This is a genomic window from Methylobacterium sp. UNC378MF (assembly GCF_900103195.1).
In the GTDB taxonomy this organism is placed as follows: domain Bacteria; phylum Pseudomonadota; class Alphaproteobacteria; order Rhizobiales; family Beijerinckiaceae; genus Methylobacterium.
In genome coordinates, this window is record NZ_FMWU01000014.1 from 62405 (window position 1) to 82068 (window position 19664).

General features: G+C 67.2%; 13 protein-coding genes and 1 tRNA gene. 10 read left to right on the plus strand and 4 right to left on the minus strand.

Annotated elements, in window-relative coordinates; translation table 11 throughout:
- Positions 1-96 precede the first annotated feature (96 nt).
- Positions 97-3849, plus strand: a complete 3753-nt coding sequence (gene metH / locus BLT59_RS15955) for a methionine synthase (RefSeq protein WP_091782061.1) — start codon at positions 97-99, stop codon at positions 3847-3849.
- A 135-nt stretch (positions 3850-3984) separates the two neighbouring features.
- Here metH and BLT59_RS15960 read toward each other — a convergent pair whose 3' ends face one another.
- The 3 genes from BLT59_RS15960 to BLT59_RS15970 all read right to left on the minus strand — a co-directional run bounded on the left by BLT59_RS15960 (position 3985) and on the right by BLT59_RS15970 (position 7556).
- Positions 3985-4989 (minus strand): SMP-30/gluconolactonase/LRE family protein, encoded by a 1005-nt coding sequence (locus BLT59_RS15960; protein ID WP_091782064.1) that lies wholly within the window; start codon positions 4987-4989, stop codon positions 3985-3987.
- A 51-nt stretch (positions 4990-5040) separates the two neighbouring features.
- On the minus strand, positions 5041-6771 hold the full coding sequence (gene araD, locus BLT59_RS15965; protein WP_091782067.1) for an L-arabinonate dehydratase: 1731 nt from the start codon (positions 6769-6771) through the stop codon (positions 5041-5043).
- Between the two features lie 65 nt (positions 6772-6836).
- Positions 6837-7556, minus strand: a complete 720-nt coding sequence (locus tag BLT59_RS15970) for a ribonuclease activity regulator RraA (RefSeq protein ID WP_091782070.1) — start codon at positions 7554-7556, stop codon at positions 6837-6839.
- Between the two features lie 192 nt (positions 7557-7748).
- Here BLT59_RS15970 and BLT59_RS15975 point away from each other — a divergent pair, with 192 nt between their 5' ends.
- The 5 genes from BLT59_RS15975 (at position 7749) to BLT59_RS15995 (ending at position 14067) form a co-directional block, all read left to right on the plus strand.
- Positions 7749-8450, plus strand: coding sequence for a GntR family transcriptional regulator (locus tag BLT59_RS15975; RefSeq protein WP_091782073.1), 702 nt, complete (start codon positions 7749-7751; stop codon positions 8448-8450).
- A 127-nt stretch (positions 8451-8577) separates the two neighbouring features.
- On the plus strand, positions 8578-10248 hold the full coding sequence (locus BLT59_RS15980; RefSeq protein ID WP_091782076.1) for a thiamine pyrophosphate-binding protein: 1671 nt from the start codon (positions 8578-8580) through the stop codon (positions 10246-10248).
- 61 nt (positions 10249-10309) lie between these two features.
- Entirely contained in the window at positions 10310-11887 is a 1578-nt protein-coding gene (locus BLT59_RS15985) for an aldehyde dehydrogenase (NADP(+)) (RefSeq protein ID WP_091782079.1), read from the plus strand.
- An 80-nt stretch (positions 11888-11967) separates the two neighbouring features.
- Positions 11968-12042, plus strand: a tRNA-Gln gene (locus tag BLT59_RS15990).
- Positions 12043-12162: 120 nt separating this feature from the next.
- Entirely contained in the window at positions 12163-14067 is a 1905-nt protein-coding gene (locus BLT59_RS15995; protein ID WP_139174053.1) for a DUF6538 domain-containing protein, read from the plus strand.
- 616 nt (positions 14068-14683) lie between these two features.
- On the opposite strand, the gene BLT59_RS16000 is transcribed toward BLT59_RS15995, so the two are convergent.
- Positions 14684-15418 carry a GntR family transcriptional regulator gene (locus tag BLT59_RS16000; RefSeq protein WP_091782085.1) on the minus strand — a complete coding sequence of 245 codons (735 nt, stop codon included), beginning with the start codon at positions 15416-15418 and terminating at the stop codon, positions 14684-14686.
- Positions 15419-15535: 117 nt separating this feature from the next.
- On the opposite strand from BLT59_RS16000, the gene BLT59_RS16005 reads away from it, so the two are divergent.
- The 4 genes from BLT59_RS16005 to BLT59_RS16020 all read left to right on the plus strand — a co-directional run bounded on the left by BLT59_RS16005 (position 15536) and on the right by BLT59_RS16020 (position 19660).
- A complete protein-coding gene (locus BLT59_RS16005) occupies positions 15536-16909 on the plus strand; it encodes a class-II fumarase/aspartase family protein (RefSeq protein ID WP_091782088.1) in 1374 nt (457 codons plus the stop codon).
- Positions 16910-16970: 61 nt separating this feature from the next.
- A complete protein-coding gene (locus BLT59_RS16010; RefSeq protein ID WP_091782091.1) occupies positions 16971-18311 on the plus strand; it encodes an MFS transporter in 1341 nt (446 codons plus the stop codon).
- A 48-nt stretch (positions 18312-18359) separates the two neighbouring features.
- Complete coding sequence (locus BLT59_RS16015; RefSeq protein WP_091782094.1) at positions 18360-19217, plus strand: 3-oxoadipate:acetyl-CoA acetyltransferase; 858 nt, start codon at positions 18360-18362, stop codon at positions 19215-19217.
- Positions 19214-19660 (plus strand): PaaI family thioesterase, encoded by a 447-nt coding sequence (locus tag BLT59_RS16020; RefSeq protein ID WP_091782097.1) that lies wholly within the window; start codon positions 19214-19216, stop codon positions 19658-19660. The genes BLT59_RS16015 and BLT59_RS16020 overlap by 4 nt, the downstream gene beginning before the upstream one ends.
- The last annotated feature ends 4 nt before the right edge of the window (positions 19661-19664 follow it).

Here is a 19664-nt window from a genome sequence, read left to right on the forward strand (position 1 = left end):
GAGAGGTCCAAGGAACACCGAGATATCTGGAGGGCTCCTTCGAGGCCTCCGCTTCGCTCCGGCACCTCAGGATGAGGTGATCTGACAGGACGCATGATGACCGCTTTTGCCCCCGTCGACGGCACCGAGATCGCGAAGGCCCTGCGCCAGCGCGCGGCGGAGAAGATCCTCGTCCTCGACGGGGCGATGGGCACCGTGATCCAGCGGCTCAAGTACTCCGAAGAGGACTTTCGCGGCGACCGGTTCAAGGATCACGGCCACGATCAGAAGGGCAACAACGACCTGCTGATCCTGACCCAGCCCGACGCGATCCGGCAGATCCACCTCGACTACTTCCTGGCCGGCGCCGACGTCTGCGAGACCAACACCTTCTCGGGCACCACCATCGCCCAGGCCGATTACGGCATGGAGTCGATCATCCACGAGCTGAACGCCGAAGGAGCGCGGCTCGCCCGGGAAGCGGCCAAGCTCGCCGAGGCGAAGGACGGCCGCCGCCGCTTCGTGGCCGGCGCCATCGGCCCGACGAACCGCACCCTGTCGATCTCGCCGGACGTGAACAACCCGGGCTTCCGGGCCGTGACCTTCGATCAGGTCAAGCAGGCCTATGTCGAGCAGGTCCGCGGCCTGATCGACGGCGGCGCCGAGCTGATCCTGATCGAGACGATCTTCGACACGCTGAACGCCAAGGCCGCGGTGGCGGCCGCGTGGCAGGTCTTCGACGAGACCGGCATCCGCCTGCCGATCCAGATCTCCGGCACGATCACGGATCTCTCGGGCCGCACCCTGTCGGGCCAGACCCCGGCGGCGTTCTGGCACTCCCTGCGCCATTCCGAGCCGCTGACCTTCGGGCTCAACTGCGCCCTCGGCGCCCGCGAGATGCGCGGCCACATCGCCGAGTTGTCGCGGATCTGCGACACGCTGGTCTGCGCCTACCCGAATGCCGGCCTGCCGAACGAGTTCGGCCTCTACGACGAGAGCCCGGAGGCGATGGGCAAGTTGGTCGGCGAGTTCGCCGAATCCGGCCTCGTCAACATGGTCGGCGGCTGCTGCGGCACCACCCCGGACCATATCCGCGCCATCGCGGAGGCCGTCGCCGGCAAGGCGCCGCGGCCGATCCCCGAGGTGCCGCGCCTGATGCGGCTGTCGGGCCTCGAGCCCTTCGTCCTGACGAAGGAGATCCCCTTCGTGAACGTGGGCGAGCGCACGAACGTCACCGGTTCGGCCAAGTTCCGCAAGCTCATCACCAACGGCGACTACGCGGCGGCGCTGGACGTCGCCCGCGATCAGGTGGCGGCCGGCGCCCAGGTGATCGACGTCAACATGGACGAGGGCCTGCTCGACTCCCAGAAGGCGATGGTCGAGTTCCTGAACCTCGTCGCCGCCGAGCCCGACATCGCCCGGGTGCCCGTGATGGTCGATTCCTCGAAGTTCGAGGTGATCGAGGCCGGCTTGAAGTGCATCCAGGGCAAGCCGATCGTGAACTCCATCTCCATGAAGGAGGGCGAGGAGAAGTTCATCGAGGCGGCACGCGTCTGCCGCTCCTACGGGGCCGCCGTCGTGGTGATGGCCTTCGACGAGCAGGGCCAGGCGGATTCCTACGAGCGCAAGGTCGAGATCTGCACCAAGGCCTACCGGATCCTGACCGAGCAGGTCGGCTTCCCCCCCGAGGACATCATCTTCGACCCGAACATCTTCGCGGTGGCCACCGGCATCGAGGAGCATAACGGCTACGGCGTCGCCTTCATCGAGGCGACCCGCACGATCCGCGAGACCCTGCCGCATGCCCACATCTCGGGCGGCGTCTCGAACCTGTCTTTCGCGTTCCGCGGCAACGAGCCGGTGCGCGAGGCGATGCACGCGGTGTTCCTGTTCCACTGCATCCAGGCCGGCATGGACATGGGCATCGTCAATGCCGGCCAGCTCGCCGTCTACGACGAGATCCCGGCCGAGCTCCGCGAGCTCTGCGAGGATGTCGTCCTCAACCGCCGCGACGATTCCACAGAGCGCCTGCTGGAGGCGGCCGAGCGGTTCAAGACCGGCGCCTCGGCCCAGGCCAAGACCGCCGACTTGTCCTGGCGCGAGGCCCCGGTCGGGAAGCGCATCGAGCACGCGCTGGTCAACGGCATCACCGAGTACATCCTGGCCGACACCGAGGAGGCGCGGCAGGGCGTGGAGCGCCCGCTCCACGTGATCGAGGGCCCGCTGATGGCCGGCATGAACGTGGTCGGCGACCTGTTCGGCGCGGGCAAGATGTTCCTGCCGCAGGTGGTGAAGTCGGCCCGCGTGATGAAACAGGCGGTCGCCTATCTCGAGCCCTACATGGAGGCCGAGAAGCTCGCCAATGGCGGCGATGGCAAGCGGCAGGCCGCAGGCAAGGTGCTGATGGCGACCGTCAAGGGCGACGTCCACGACATCGGCAAGAACATCGTCGGTGTCGTGCTCGCCTGCAACAACTACGAGATCATCGACCTCGGCGTGATGGTGCCGGCCGCCAAGATTCTGGACACCGCCAAGCGCGAGAAGGTCGACATCGTCGGCCTGTCCGGGCTGATCACGCCCTCGCTCGACGAGATGGTCCACGTGGCCGGCGAGATGGAGCGCGAGGGCTTCGACGTGCCGCTGCTGATCGGCGGCGCCACCACGAGCCGCGTCCACACGGCGGTGAAGATCCACCCGGCCTATGCCAAGGGCCAGGCGGTCTACGTCACCGACGCGAGCCGGGCTGTCGGCGTGGTGTCGAGCCTGATCTCCAAGGAGACCCGCGGCGCCACGATCGAGAAGGTCCGGGCCGAGTACGCCAAGGTCGCCGACGCCCACAAGCGCTCGGAGGTCGACAAGCAGCGGCTGCCGCTCGCCAAGGCACGGACCAACGCCTTCACGATCGACTGGTCGGGCTACAAGCCGGCCAAGCCGACCTTCACCGGCACCCGGGTCTACGGCTCCTACGAAGTCGCCGACCTCGTGCCCTACATCGACTGGACGCCGTTCCTGCAGACCTACGAGTTCAAGGGCCGCTTCCCGGCGATCCTGGACGATCCGGAGCAGGGCCCGGCCGCCCGCGCGCTCTACGAAGATGCGCAGGCGATGCTCAAGCAGATCGTGGCGGAGCGCTGGTTCAACCCGAAGGCGGTGATCGGCTTCTGGCCGGCCAACAGCGTCGGCGACGACATCGCGCTCTATACCGGGGAGAGCCGGTCGGAGCGGCTCGCCACCTTCCACGGGTTGCGCCAGCAGCTCTCGAAGCGCGACGGGCGCGCCAATACCTGCCTGTCGGACTTCGTGGCCCCGGCCGAGACCGGCATCGCCGACTACATCGGCGGCTTCGTGGTCACGGCCGGCCTGGAGGAGGTGCGGATCGCCGAGCGCTTCGAGCGGGCGAACGACGATTACCGGGCGATCCTCGTGAAGGCGCTGGCCGACCGCATCGCCGAGGCCTTTGCCGAGCGCATGCACGAGCGGGTGCGCAAGGAGTTCTGGGGCTACGCACCCGAGGAGGCCTACGCCCCCGAGGAGTTGATGAAGGAAGATTACGCCGGGATCCGCCCGGCCCCGGGCTACCCGGCCCAGCCCGACCACACCGAGAAGTCGACGCTGTTCGACCTGCTGAAGGCCGAGAGCCGGATCGGCGTGAAGCTCACCGAGTCCTACGCCATGTGGCCGGGCTCCTCCGTGTCAGGAATCTATATCGCCCACCCGGAGGCGCACTATTTCGGCGTCGCCAAGGTGGAGCGGGATCAGGTCGAGGATTACGCCGCCCGCAAGGGCATGGACATCCGCGAGGTCGAGCGCTGGCTCGGACCGATCCTGAACTACGACCCGGCGCGGTATCTGGCGCAGGCTGCGGAGTAAGCGGGGGGCACCACCGTCATCGCGAGCGTAGCAAAGCGACCCAGGGCAGCGCGACATCGGTCGGCGTGGCGCTACCCTGGATTGCTTCGCTCCGCTCGCAAGGACGGCACGGCGGCCCGAACCGCCCATCCAACCTCAGCAGGTCCCGGCGCCCCGCGTATTCACGTAGAGCGCATAGACCGAGTGCGACGCCGTCATCAGCAGCAGGTTGCGGTTGACGCCGCCGAAGCACAGGTTGGCGCAGCGCTCCGGGAGACGGATCCGGCCGATCAGCTTGGCCTGCGGCGACAGCACGATGACCCCGTCCTCGGCCTCGCTCATACCCCAGCCGCACCAGAGGTTGCCGTCGACATCGACCCGGAACCCGTCCGGCGTGCCGGTGCCGGCATCGTAGAACACGCGCCCGTTCGCGGTCTTGGTGCCGTTCTCGACCACGTCGTAGACGCGGATCAGCCGGTTCGGCTTGGCGCGGGCCTCGATGACGTAGAGCTTCGACTCGTCCGGCGAGAAGCAGAGCCCGTTCGGACCCGCCACGCCCTCGGCCGCGACGCTGGCCTGCCCCGTCTTCGGGTCGATCCGGTAGATGTTGCCGGGCAGTTCCGGCGCGGCCATCGACTCGTGCGGGTTCGGCCCGAAGGCCGGATCGGTGAACCAGACCGCGCCGTCGGAATGGCAGACGACGTCGTTCGGCGAGTTCAGCGGCTTGCCGTCGAACCGGTCGAGCAGCGTGGTGAGGCTGCCGTCATGCTCGGTCCGGGTGACGCTGCGGGTCCTGTGCTGGCAGGTGATCAGCCGGCCCTGCCGGTCGCGGGTGTTGCCGTTGGCGTAGTTCGACGGCTTGCGGAACACCGAGAGGGTGCCGGACGCCTCCTCCCACTTCATGATCCGGTCGTTGACCACGTCGCTGAACAGCAGCGATCCCATGTCGCCGAACCAGACCGGCCCCTCGGCCCAGCGGAAGCCCGTGGCGACCCGCTCGACCGTCGCGGAGGCGAGCCGGTACTTGGCGAAGGCCGGATCGAGGATCTCGACGGATGGATCCGGCACCCGCTGCGACGGTTCCCAACCGGCTCCGGCCGCCCGCGCGGCGCCGAGCAGGGCCGCTCCGGCGAGCAGACCCCGGCGTGCGATCGTGACCATGGTACCTCCCTGTGATGTGGCCCGCCGCCTGTTGCCGACGGCTCGGGCCGCTCAGTGAATCTCGGGTTCCGGAATACCGCCGGCGCCCTCCAGAAAGTCGAAATCGCAACCCTCGTGCGCCTGCCGCACGTGCTGTGCGAACAGACGGTTGTAACCACGCGGATAGGCCCGGTCCGGCGGCACGAAGGCCTTGACCCGCGCGGCGATCTCGTCCGCGTCGAGGTGCAGGTGGATCCGCCGCCCGGGCACGTCCACCGTGATGCGGTCGTCGTTGCGCACCGCCGCGAGCGGACCGCCTGCGGCCGATTCCGGCGCGACGTGCAGGATGCAGGCGCCGTAACTGGTCCCACTCATCCGGGCATCCGAGATGCGGACCATGTCGCGCACACCCTGCCGGAGCAGGACCTTGGGGATCGGCAACATGCCCCATTCCGGCATGCCAGGGCCGCCGATCGGGCCGGCATTGCGCAGGATCATCACGTGGTCTGGGGTGACGTCGAGGTCGAGGTCGTTCACCGCCGCGCTCATCGCGTCGTAACTGTCGAAGACCAGCGCGGGACCGGTATGCTGCAGCAAACGCGGGTCGGCGGCTGGCGGCTTGATCACGCAGCCGTCGGGGGCGAGGTTGCCGTACAGGATCGCGGTTCCACCCATGGCCACGATCGGCTGGTCGAGCGGGCGGATCACGTCGTCGTTGAACACCCGCATGCCGACGAGCCCGTCGCCGATCGTGCCGCCGGTGACCGAGCGGGCGTCGAGGTGGAGGAGGGGAGACAGGCGCGCCATCAGCGCGCGGATGCCGCCCGCGATGTGGAAATCCTCCATCAGCCACTGACCCGAGGGCCGGAGATTGGCGATCACCGGCACCCTCTGGGCGAACTCGTCGAACTCGGTGAGCTTCACCGGAATGCCGGCTCGGCCCGCCATGGCGACGAGGTGGATCATCGCGTTGGTGGAGCCGGCGAGCGCGTTGTGGACCACCAGGGCGTTGTCGATCGAGCGGCGGTCGAGGATGTCGGAGGGTTTCAGGTCCTCCCAGATCATCTCGACGATCCGCCGGCCGCAGGCGCCGGCCATGCGCGGATGGTCGGCATCGGCCGCCGGGATCGACGCCGAGCCCGGCAGCGAGAGCCCTAGCGCCTCGGTGATCGACGTCATGGTCGAGGCCGTGCCCATCGTCATGCAGGTGCCGGCGGAGCGGGCGATGCCTGCCTCCATGTCGTTCCATTCCTGCGTGGTGATGTTGCCGGCCTCCTTCTCGGCCCAGTACTTCCAGACGTCGGAGCCGGAGCCCAGGATCGTCCCGCCGAAATGCCCGCGCATCATCGGTCCCGCCGGCAGGAAGATCATCGGCAGGTTCATGGAGATCCCGCCCATGACGGTGCCGGGCGTGGTCTTGTCACAGCCGCCCATCAGCACCGCGCCGTCCACGGGATGCTGGCGCAGCAGCTCCTCCACCTCCATGGCGAGGAGGTTGCGGTAGAGCATCGTGGTCGGTTTGACGAAGTTCTCGGACAGCGACAGCGCCGGCAATTCGATCGGGAATCCGCCCGCCTGCCAGACCCCGCGCTTCACCTGCTCCACGCGCTCGCGGAAATGCTGGTGGCAGGGGTTGATGTCGCTCCAGGTGTTGATGATGCCGACGATCGGCTTGCCGCTGAAATCCGCCCGCTCGTAGCCCATCTGGAGCATGCGGGAGCGGTGGCCGAAGCTGCGCAGGTCGGTGGCGCCGAACCAGCGCTGGCTGCGCAGGTCGTCCAGGGTCTTCTTGCGCGCGGTCATCGCTCTGTCTCCGGCCTCACGCGCGGTCGAATGGGCCGCCGGCAGGCCGGGCGGCACGGAGGCGTTCAGCGTCCGGTGCGTTCCCGCCAGGCGGCGAAGTCGGTGAGGCTCTGTTCGTCGGTGGCAGGGTAGAGGCCGAGGATCGAGCGCCCCTTGCGCACCTCCTCGGTCACGAAATCCTCGTAGGCGGTCATCTCGACGGCCTCGTCGGCAACCGCTTCGGCGAGATGGGCCGGGATCACCGCGACGCCGTCGCCGTCGCCGACGATGACGTCTCCGGGGAAAACCGGCGCGTCACCGCAGCCGATCGGCACGTTGACGTCGATGGCCTGGTGGATGGTGAGATTCGTCGGCGCCGAGGGACGCACATGGTAGGTCGGCATCTCGAGTTGCGCGATCTCGGCGGCATCGCGGAAGCCACCGTCGGTGACGAGCCCGGCGCAACCTCGCACCATCAGGCGGGTGGCCAGGATCGAACCGGCGGAGGCCGCCCGCGCATCCTTGCGGCTGTCGATCACCATCACGGCGCCGGGCGGACACTCCTCCACGGCCTTGCGCTGCGGATGCGCGCGGTCCCGGAACACGGTGATGGGGTTCAGATCCTCGCGGGCCGGGATGTAGCGCAGGGTGAACGCCTCGCCGACCATCGTGGGGCCGCCGGCCTTCAAGGGACGCACGTCCTGGATCATCTGGTTGCGGAAGCCGCGCTTGTAGAGGGCGGTCATCAGCGTTGCCGTGCTGACCGACTTCAGCTTGGCGCGCGTCTCGGCGGACAGCCCGGCCATACGTAACTCCTCCCTGGGACCCGGTCTGCGCGATCGTGATCGATGACGATCACGCGCCGCTTGGGCCGAATTTGGTTTCGGCCTCTGCTGGACACGGACTGATATCCCAGGTCTTGAGTAGCACGGTGCGCAGCGCCATTGTCAACCAGCGCGGGTTGCGACGGACATGGTTTGATATCGACGAGGAAGCTCTTGGCCGGATTGGGATTTGCGGGCAGCGGACAGCCGCCGCCGGAGGACACGCGCAGGCCGCGCTCGCTCGCCGAGACCGCCTACGACGCCATCGAGCAGATGATCATCAGCCGCCGTCTCGCCCCGGGCGCCATGGTCTCCGAAGGCGAACTTGGCGCGGAGCTGGGTCTCGGCCGGACTCCGGTCCGTGAAGCACTGGCGCGGCTCAAGACGATCGGATTCGTGGAAGTCCATCCGCGGCGCGGCGTCCTCGTCACCCAGGTCGACATCATCAAGCATCTCGAATTGCTGGAGGTGCGCCGTCCCCTTGACGAGACGGTGGCGCGCTGCGCGATCGCGCGCGGCACGGAGGAGGACATGGCGCGCCTTCTGGACCGCGTCACCGGCCTGCGGAACGCCGCGCAGGCCCGCGATCGGGAGGCCTATTTCCAGCACAAGCGCGCCCTGCACGAGGGCTTGGTCGGCGCCGCCTACAACCCGACCCTGACCGGCACCATGACGCCGCTCCACGCGCAGTCGCGCCGGTTCTGGTACACCTACGAGCCGACCGCGAGCTTCGTGGATTGCGCGGGGATCCACGCGGACATCCTGTCCGGACTCGCGGCGCGGGACGAGGCGGCGGCCCTTGCCGGAATCGGGGCGCTGTTCGACTTTCTCGACCGGATGACCCGCCGGGCCCTCGACCGGCGTCCCCTTGTCTGACAGTCTGATCAGCTCGAACCCGCCCCTTTCCTGACCTGAGATATCAGATGCATCTCAGCTGCGGGTGGAACGGCGGCTGATCCCAGCAAAGAGCTGGGATGCGGCTCGAGCGCCAGGGAGAAACGTCTTGAGCGGATTGCCCCCACGCACCGGCGCGCAGGTGCTCGTCGACCAACTCCGCGCGCAGGGGATCGAGCGCGTGACCTGCGTTCCCGGGGAAAGCTACCTCGCGGTGCTCGATGCCCTGCGCGACAGCGGCATCGACGTGCTGGTCTGCCGGCAGGAGGGCGGCGCGGCGATCATGGCTGAGGCCGCCGGCAAGCTCACGGGCCGCCCGGGAATCTGCTTCGTCACCCGGGGGCCTGGCGCCACCAACGCTTCCGCCGGCGTGCACATCGCGCGCCAGGATTCGACGCCGATGATCCTGTTCGTCGGTCAGATCGCTCGGCGGATGCGGGACCGCGAGGCCTTCCAAGAGGTCGATTACCGGCAGATGTTCGGCGGCGTCGCCAAGTGGGCGGTGGAGATCGATGACGCCGCGCGCATCCCGGAGATCCTGGCCCGGGCCTTCCGGGTCGCGATGCAGGGCCGCCCGGGCCCCGTCGTTGTCGCTCTGCCGGAAGATATGCTCGACGACGTCGCGGCCGTGTCCGACGCGCCGCGCGTCGTCCCGGCCGCGCCGGCTCCGTCGGGGAACGATGTCGCGCGCCTGCGGTCGATGCTGGCGGAGGCGCGGCGGCCGGTGGTGCTGCTCGGCGGCTCCCGCTGGACGCAGGGCGCCGTCGCAACCCTGGTCGCCTGGGCCGAGCGCCACGATCTGCCGGTGGCGGTCTCGTTCCGGCGGGCGCAGCTCTTCCCCGCCGACCACCCGAACTTCGCGGGCGAACTCGGGATCGGGCCGAACCCGGCGCTGCTCGCCCGGATCAAGGAGGCCGACCTGCTGCTGATGGTGGGCGGGCGCCTCTCCGAGATGCCGGCGCAATCCTACGGCCTGCTCGGCATCCCCGATCCTGGGCTGCCGCTGGTTCACGTCCATGCCGACGCGGCGGAGCTCGGCCGCGTCTACCAGCCGGCACTGGCGATCGAGGCGGCGCCCGAGACATTCTGCGCCGTCCTGCCGGATTTCGTCCCGACCGCGAGCGGGCGGGCCGCCGAGGCCCACGCCGCCTATCGCGCGTGGTCTGAGACGCCGGAGCCGAAGCCCGGCGCGTTCCAGTACGGGGAAGCGATCACGTGGCTGCGCGAGCGTCTGCCGCCGGACGCGGTGATCTGCAACGGCGCCGGCAACTTCGCCACCTGGGTCCACCGCTACTACCGGTTCCGCGCCTTCGGCACGCAGCTCGCGCCGACCTCGGGCTCGATGGGCTACGGCCTGCCCGCGGCCGTGATGGCCAAGCGCAGCCATCCGGAGCGGATCGTCGTTGCGCTCGCGGGCGACGGCGACGTGATGATGACCGTGCAGGAATTTGCCACCGCCGTGCAATACGGGATCGCCATCGTGGTGGTCGTGCTCGACAATGGCATGTACGGCACGATCCGGATGCATCAGGAGCGCGAGTATCCCGGCCGCGTCTCGGCGACAGAGCTTCGCAATCCCGATTTTGCAGCGCTCGCCCGCGCCTGCGGCGGCCACGGCGAGTTCGTGGAGCGCACCGCCGAATTTGCCCCCGCCTTCGAGCGCAGCCTCGCCTCCGGACTGCCGGCGATGATCCATTGCCGCGTTGATCCCGAGGCGCTCACCCCGACCATGACCCTCGCGGCTATCCGCGAGAAAGCCCTGGCGGCACAGCGGGGCTGATTGCCCATCGCGCGTCCGTCCCGGTGCGGCCCGCCCGCACCCAAACGAAGAGGAGCAGCTCATGACCCTGCGCGGCGAGAACCTGATCGGCGCCGAGGCGCGGCGCGGCACCGAGGCGGCCTTCCGGGCCGTCGCGGCGGCCACCGGCGAAGCCCTGGAGCCGGATTTCCCGGGCGCGAGCCGGAGCGACCTGGACCGGGCCTGCGCGCTCGCCGAGGCCGCTTTCGACACCTACCGCGAGACCGATCCTGAGGCGCGGGCCGGCTTCCTTGAGGCGATTGCCGCGAACATCCTAGAGATCGGGGACGATCTCGTCACGCGCTGCATGGCCGAGACGGGGCTGCCCCGGCCGCGGATCGAAGGCGAGCGCGCTCGGACCGTGGGCCAGCTGCGCCTGTTCGCCGGCGTGGTCCGCGAGGGCAGCTCCGTCGGGGTGCGGATCGATCCGGCCCTGCCGGACCGCAAGCCGCTGCCCCGGCCGGACCTGCGCCTGCGCCGGATCGCCGTCGGCCCGGTGGCAGTGTTCGGCGCCTCGAACTTCCCGCTCGCCTTCTCGGTCGCGGGGGGCGACACCGCCTCGGCCCTGGCGGCAGGCTGCCCGGTGGTGGTCAAGGCCCATCCCGCCCATCCCGGCACCTCGGAGCTCGTCGGCCGCGCCATCCAGAAGGCGGTGGCGTCCTGCGGTCTGCCCGAGGGGACTTTCTCGCTGCTGTTCGATGCCGGTCAGTCGATCGGGCAGGGGCTGGTGGCCGATCCCCGAATCGCCGCCGTGGGCTTCACGGGCTCGCGCCGGGGGGGCACCGCCCTGATGGCGATTGCGGCCGGGCGCCCGACGCCCATCCCGGTCTATGCCGAGATGAGCAGCATCAACCCGGTGCTGCTGTTCCCCGGCGCGCTGGCCAAGCGAGGCGCAGAAATCGGCAAGGCCTTCGCGGCCTCCCTGACGCTGGGTGCCGGACAGTTCTGCACCAATCCTGGCCTGATCCTGGCACTCCCCGGCCCGGGCCTCGACGCCTTCCTGGAGGCGGCCGGCGCGGCCCTGCGGGAGAGCCCGGCCGCGACCATGCTCACGCCCGGCATTCAGCGCGCCTACAGCGAGGCCGTCGCGCGAGTCGCCGGCCACGCCGCCGTGACCCGTATCGCAGAGGGTGCAGAGGGTGGGGCAATCCAGGGCCGGGCCACTCTGTTTGCCGCGGACTCGGACGTGTTCCTGGCGGAACCCGAGCTGCAGGAGGAGATGTTCGGCGCGTCGGGTCTCGTGGTGCGCTGCGCGGATTTCGACGCGATGCGGTCGGTCCTGGAGCATCTGGAGGGGCAGCTCACGGCCTCGCTGCATCTCGTGCCGGAGGATCACGCGGCCGCACGGGAACTGCTGCCGCTCTTGGAGCGCCGTGTCGGCCGCATCCTGGTGGACGGCTTCGGGACCGGGGTCGAAGTGGCGCACGCGATGGTCCATGGCGGTCCCTATCCGGCGACCTCGGACGGGCGGACAACCTCGGTGGGCAGTCTCGCGATCGACCGCTTCCTGCGGCCCGTGAGCTACCAGGACTTTCCCGACGCCCTGCTGCCGGCGGCGCTTCAGGCCGCCAATCCGCTGGGGCTTCCCCGGCGGATCGACGGCGTGCCCGAGCGCCGCTGAGCCACGGCGGGCGGGCCGATCAGCCGTGATCCACGGCTTGCCAGGGGAGAGCGCGGCGTCTAGACAGCGTCCGCTCACCTTGGGGCGTCGCCAAGTGGTAAGGCAGCGGTTTTTGGTACCGCCATTCCCAGGTTCGAATCCTGGCGCCCCAGCCAAACGCCTGTGATTCTCAGCCGACCGTTGATTCTCCGGCTGTTTTCGGACCCGCCCGGGCCGACCGCTCCGTCCAGGTCCACTCGGGAGGTCCACAGTTCTGGACGGCAAGGAGTCGCGCCTTGCCCCGCATCAATATCCGCCGCCGCGGACAGACGATCCTATTTCGTCGTATCATCCCCCACGATCTGCGCCCACGGTTCGGCCAGCGTGAGATCCTGCGCTCCCTTGGCCACGCCACACCCGGCGAGGCCCGGCGAATGGCGCAGCGTTTGTGGGAGAGGACAGAGACCTTGTTCACCCTCGTCCGCTTCAACCGATCGCTCACACGCGCAGACATCGCACGGCTTGCCGAGCAATATCTCGACTCTGAATCCCTTAGGCACGACGGTCTCATCGCGACCATCGGGCACTATCCCGAACCCGAGGATCTGCCCGCCGCCGACACAGTTTTTGGACACGCCCCAACTGACGGCGGCGATCCAGCCGAGGAGGCCTCACAGGCAAGCCTCAACGATCCAGCCGAATGGGCGTTTCTCTACGCGAACCGAATCGACGGCCTGAAGCGCGACCGCGCGCTCAACAACTTCGCCTTCGTCCGCGGCCAAGCACAAGACCTCGCCCTGCGCAACGAGATCGATCTCGACACGCGCTCACAAGAACACGCGCTTTGCCGCGCCCTGCTCGACGTCGACATCACGGTCGCTGAGGAGAAGCTGGCTTATTTGCGCGACGTGGTCCTGCCGCACCACCCCCTGCACGCAACCACCCGCCGGACGAGCGCTCCTGCTCTGCTGTCAGAGCCCCAGACGCCGGCAACCACGACGCTGCGTGGGGCTCGAGACCTTTTCAGCGCGAGTTGGGAGACCTACGGCCGGGATCGCGTCGCGAGCGGTGACTGGAAGTCGTCAATCGAACGCCAAGCCCGATCCACGGGGCGCTTGTTCGTCGAGATCTGCGGGGACAAGCCGCTCAGTGCCTATGGACCGGCGGATGCCGCTGAATTTAAGCGCGCTCTGCTCGCGTTGCCCGCCAATTACGACAAGAACACCGAATGGCGTGACATCCAGCGCCGATGCGGCATCCGCGGCCTGATCGAGCACTGCAACGGCAAGCCTGGCATCAATCGGCTGAAGCCGCAAACCTTCAACCGGCACCTCGCGGCCTTGTCAGGGATCTGGCCGTGGGCTCAGAACAACGAAGTCGTCTCCAAGGGTCTGCCGTCCATCTTCGAAGGTCTGCACATCAACCTGAAGCGCATGCGAGGACAGCACCACAAGGCTAGAGACGAGCGGCCGATGTGGGATCAGGCCGAGCTTGCGGCCGTGCTGAATGCGCCCTTGTTTACGGGAGTTCGAAGCCGGCGGAGTTGGAAGACGGCGGGACCGACCGTCCTGCGCGACGAAAGGTACTGGGGCATCCTTATCGGCTGTCACAGCGGCATGCGTCGTGGCGAAATCTTCCAGCTTCGCGTGCGTCACGTGGTTCAGGACGCGGAGAGCGGGATCTGGTACTTCAATCTCACGGAACGGACCCTCGAGCTGAAAGCGGAGGGCAGTGCTCGCTGGGTTCCTCTCCATCAGAATCTCCTGAGGCTGGGCCTCATCGAAGCGCTGGTTAAAAACCGAGGTGGGGACGACTTGCTTCTGCCTGAGGGCGAGGCCGGCGCCGAGGAAGAGGACGCTCTCGACGATGGCGAGGAGGCGTCATACGGCAGCGCCTTCGGCAAATGGTTCCAGCGCTTCAAGTCAGAGTACGGCGTACGGAAAGATGTCGTGTTTCACTCTTTCCGACATACCGCGACGACTCTCCTGTGCAACGCCGGGGTCCAGCGCGAGTTTGTTGAAGAGCTTATCGGACACGAGAGCAAGGAAAGGCGTTCCGAGATGATGCGTTACAACAAGGGGCAGACCCTGATGATGCTCAAGAACGTTGTCGATCACCTCGTTCTACCGATCGACCTTGAGAGAATGATCGATGCGGCGGCCACTGGCGAAGCTCGCCGGGTATTCCGGCCGCGACGGTAGTGGCCAGCGGGGGCGCGATCGAGCGGATTGTGTTGATGGTCATCCGTAGGATCCATCTGAAACAATCCTGACTCAGCGCCTGCCCTTCCGATGAGCAGCTACCGCAGCGGTAGGGCCGTTGCCATCGCGGACGCTGATTTTGAGGCTGATGAAGCCTCCTCCAAGCGTGACTGTTCCGACGCCACTGTTCTGCGCCTAGCTGCTCTGCCTCTGATCCAAGTCAGCTGTGCCGACAGCCGTTGGCGCCTCCAGAACGCCACTTTCTTGGGCGTTCAGGAATTTCGACTTTGAGTCGACTGCGGAAGCTGACCCGCCGCCCGTAAGCGGACGTTCTGGAATGCGCCCAATTCGGTCATCCTGCAGAACCAGCGGATTGCCCAACAGCAGACATGCATGCGGGCGAGGCAAGCGATTGATTAGATTGCCTGATAAGCTGGGAGCTTTCATGGCTTCGCAAGTGCGGCAGTCCCGCGGACCTGAGGCTTGGGTAAAGATCTGCCGCTCGATCATACATGTCGCAATTCGACCCGAGGGTACCGCGTGTTCGCGCAAGCCCATGACGTCTCGTGTGATTCCGCTTGAGATGAATCATCCGAAACTGAGCTGTTGAAGCGACTCAGCTTGTGCGTTCCCGATGGAGCAGCATGGAGAACTTGAAGCGCCCAGCCGGGTGGATGGTGAGCGTGATCTCGAACGCCGCGCCCGCACTGTCCTGATAATGCCGGATGATGCGCAGGGCCGGTGACCCCATCTCGACTTGCAGAGGCGCGGCCAAGTCCGCCGGCACCAGCACCGCGTCGACATCCTGCCGGATGTTAGCGATCGTCTTACCGTGGCGCTTCTCGATGAGGTCGCTGATCAGCACGTCCGGCGTCGAACGGATCGCCTCGGCAAGGTCGGCATAGGCCGCATCGACATAGGCGTCGGTCCACGCGACGGGCGGTGCACCCGGCTCCCCGGTACGGCGCAGGCTCGACACGCGCAGCCATTCCCGGTTGACCGCACAGCCGAGCGTCCTGGCGAGGGCGCGCCCCGCTGTGACGGGAGCAATCGTCTGAACCTCCCGCGTATGCGACACGCCGAACTGTATGAGGTCATCGACGGAGCCGAGGGACTGGCGATAGCCCGCCTGAGGCGACGCGGCCTCGACGCGGGTCCCGACCTTCTTCCGGCGGGACACGAGCCCGAGATCCTGCAACTCCTGGATGGCCGACCGGATCGTGTGGCGGCTCGCACTGTACCGGTCGCAGAGCTCGAGTTCGGTGGGCAGGAGCGAGCCGACCGGAAACCGTCCATCCTCGATCGCCGCCGTCAGGTCCCGGGCGACCAGCGCATATCGTGTTTGGCTCATGTCACACGTTTAACCCGTTCGCGCGCGCCCGTCCCGATCTTCGCGATTGACGATATGTCCGGACATGATAGTGATCATTATGTCCGGACCTGAGAGCCGCGACGGAGGAAATGCACCATGCCGGGACCGTCGCGCCCCACGGCCACGACCGTGCTCGACTCCATCCTGTTCCGGGATGCGTTCGGCACACCCCAAATGCGAGAGATCTTCTCCGACTACGCGCTGATCTCCCGTTACGCCGAGGTGGAGATCGCCCTGGCCAGGGCGGAAGCCCGCTGCGGTGTGATCCCTCAGGAAGCGGCCGAGGAGATCGCCCGCTTGACCGACGTGTCTGCGCTGGATTTCGACCTGCTGCGGAAGGAAACCGAGATCGTCGGCTACCCGATCCTCCCGCTCGTGCACCAGATGGTGAAGCAGTGCGGAGATGCCGGACGCTACGTCCATTGGGGCGCCACCACCCAGGACATCATGGATACGGCCGTCATCCTGCAGGTGCGGGACGGCCTCGCGCTCATCGAGCAGGACATCACCGAATTGCGGCGCATCCTGGCCGGTCTCTCGTCGCGCTACCGCGATGCGCCGATGGCCGGCCGCACGCACCTGCAGCAGGCCCTGCCGGTCACGTTCGGCTATAAGACGGCGATCTGGCTCGCGATGTTCGACCGCCATGCCGAGCGACTGGAGCAGCTGAAGCCGCGGGTGTTGGTTGGCGAGTTCGCGGGGGCCGCTGGTACGCTCGCCTCGCTCGGCGACAAGGGGCTAGAGGTTCAGGCAGCGCTCTGCGAGGAGTTGGGCCTCGGTATCCCGGTCTCGACGTGGCACGTTGCCCGGGACGGATTGGCCGAGGTCGTCAATTTCTTCGGACTCGTCACCGGCTCCCTCGGCAAGATCGCCCTCGACATCATGATCATGGCCTCGACCGAGTTCGGAGAGGTCTACGAGCCGTTCGTGAAGGGCCGCGGCGCGTCCTCGACCATGCCGCAGAAGCGCAACCCGATCTCGTCTGAACTGATGCTCGCGGCGTCCAAGGGCGTACGCCAGCATGCCGGCCTGATGCTCGACGCGATGGTGCAGGATCTCGAGCGCGCGACAGGGCCGTGGCACGCCGAGTGGATGGCCATTCCGGAGAGCTTCGTGCTCACGGCCGGCGCACTTCATCAGGCGAAGTTCGCCCTCGCAGGCCTCATCGTCGACGAGGCCAAGATGGCCGAGAACCTCGATCTCAGCCGCGGGCTCATCGTCGCCGAGGCCGTCATGATGGGCTTGGCGCCACAGATCGGCCGGCAGCAGGCCCACGACGTCGTCTACGACGCCTGCCGAGTCGTCAACACGCGGGGCGGCACGCTGGCGGAGGCCCTCGCCGCCGATCCTAGCGTCTCCGAACGCATCGACCGCGCCACCATCGATCGGCTGACGGCACCCCGGAACTACCTCGGGCTCGCGCCCGAGATGGTGGATCGCGTGCTGGGCTCAGTGCCCCGCGACGCTTGAGGCACTCACCTGCCAAGCCGGGCAACCGGCGCGATCGGTCCGGACGGGCAAGGGGACAATAATGAACGAGAGCGCTAGTCTCGATGCGGCCGCCGCGACGACGGAGCAGGGCATTTCGCCTGTCTATCGAAAAATTATCTGGCGCCTGATCCCGTTTTTGTTTCTTTGCTACGTTCTCAATTATATCGATCGCGTGAACATCAGCTTTGCGAGCCTTCAGTTCCGCGAAGACCTCGGAATCAGCACGGCGGCCTACGGCTTCGGCGTTGGCATCTTCTTCGTGGGGTACGTGCTCTTCGAGGTACCCAGCAACCTGATGCTGCAGCGGTTCGGCGCACGGACGACCATCATGCGGATCATGGTCGCCTGGGGCCTCGTCTCGATCTCGACCATGTTCGTCACGTCGGCGACCCAACTCTACGTCGTCCGGGTGCTGCTCGGCATCGCCGAGGCGGGCTTCTTCCCCGGCGTCGTGTTCTACCTGACACTCTGGTTCCCGTCCGCGTTGCGAGCCCGCATCATGGCGATGTTCGTGCTGGCGATCGCCGTGGCCGGCGTGTTCGGCGGCCCCGCCTCCGGTTTCATCATGAGTAGCATGTCGGACCTGTGGGGTCTGCGGGGATGGCAGTGGCTGTTTCTCCTCGAAGGTATTCCCCCGGTCATCGCCGGCATCGCGGCGTACTTCCTTCTGAGCAACGGTCCGCACGATGCGGATTGGCTGAGTGAGGAGGAGAAGGCCGTCGTCATGTCGGATCTCAACGCCGAGACGAAAGCCCGCGCGAGCGGCAAGCACGGATCCTTCCTGATGGCCGCGCGGGATCCGCGCCTCTACGCCATCGCGGGTGCTTGGTTCACGATCGCTTGGTGCGGCTCCGTCATAAACTATTGGTCTCCCGCCATTATCCGCAACTCAGGCATATCTGATACGCTCTCCATCGGACTGATTTCGGCCATTCCGTACGCCGTCGGCGCGCTCGGCATGCTGATCATCAACAATCACTCGGACATCAAGCTGGAACGCCGCTGGCATTATGCGTTCAGTGCCGGCTTGGCGGCCTTGGCCATCGGGTTGCTTCCGCTGGCCGCGAACACCTGGCAACTCGCGATCGTGCTGCTGACGATGCTGTCCGTCGGCTACCTCGCCTCGGTGGCGCTCTTCTGGTCGATCCCGACAGCCTACCTGTCGACGGGTGCGGCGGCCGGAAGCATCGCGCTCATCAGCAGCCTGGGTCAGCTCGGGGGTCTCACGGCGCCGAACATCATCGGATGGACCCAGCATGTCACTGGCAACTTCGCGGCGGGCTTCTACACGGTGGCCTTCGGCATGATCTTGGGCACGGGGACCATGCTGATCTCGGTCCCGGCTAAACTGTTGAAGGAACGGCGCATCGTCCAACAATGACGATGCGTGCCATCGCCCTGTCGCGGCGATCGAACTGCACATCCTCAGATGAGTGAGCGGATGAAACCCACAGTCGTGTCCTGCGCCATCACCGGTTCCGTCCCGGGCAAGAAGGACAATCCGGCCTTGCCGGTGACGCTGTCCGAGCAGATCGAGTCCACACACGAAGCTTTCGAAGCGGGGGCCAGTCTCGTTCATCTTCACGTGCGCAATGACGACGAAAGTCCGTCTTCCGATCCAGCGCGGTTCGCACGGGTCAAGGAAGGGATCGAAACGCACTGCCCCGGCATGATCGTTCAGTTTTCGACGGGAGGCCGGGGGCGAGATCCGTCTGAGCGCGGCTCGGCCCTGTACCTCGGCCCCGACATGGCCTCCCTATCGACCGGATCGGTGAATTTCCCGACGGTCGTGTACCAGAACCCCACGAGCCTCGTCGACGATCTCGCCGGCAAGATGCGGGATTACGGCATTCGGCCCGAGATTGAGATCTTCGATCTGTCGCATCTCCACGGCGCGCGCCGGCTCATTGAGAAGGGGCTGATGGATGATCGCCCGCACGTCCAGTTCGTGATGGGCGTCCAGAACGCGATGCCGGCTGAGGAGCATCTCCTTGATCTTCTCCTCGCGGAGCTGCGCAGGGTGCTGCCCCACGCGACGTGGACGGCGGCCGGGATCGGTCGCGCCCAAGCCACCGTCATGGAATGGGCGCTCGCCCGGGGGGCGGACGGCGTGCGCACTGGATTGGAGGACAACATCCGCGTGACGCGGGACAGGCTGGCCCGCAGCAACGCGGAACTGGTGCGATTGGCGGCGGATGCGATCACGCGGCACGGCGGCCTGGTGGCAACGCCTCAGGAGGCACGGCGGGCTCTCGGACTCCGCCCGGCGGCGGAGGCCGTTCATTGACGCCCGATCTGTCACCGGATGCGTCCGTCACGGAAGCCGTTCCGAGCGGCTGGGAACGGCTTCCGACCGAGGCGTTCGGCAACCATGTCGGTCCCTTCTGGCGGCCGCCGGGTGAGGGAGACTGCCTTTGCGGGTTCATCGCGGACGGACGTCACGGCAACAAGCGCGACGTCGTGCATGGCGGCATGGTGGCGACGGCCTTCGATATCGGATTGGGCCATGCCTGCTGGAGCGCGGCCGACCGTAATCCGATCGTCACGGTGTCGTTGCTCATCCAGTATGTCGACGCCCTCAGGATGGGCGAGTTCGCGACCGTCCAGACTGAAATCGTGCGCACGACGCGAAGCATGGTATTTGTTCGCGGCGTGATGAAAGTGGCGGACAGAACGATTGCGACGGCCGATGGTGTTTGGAAGCGCCTCGCGCCGCGGGCCGCTTCCTGAAGTC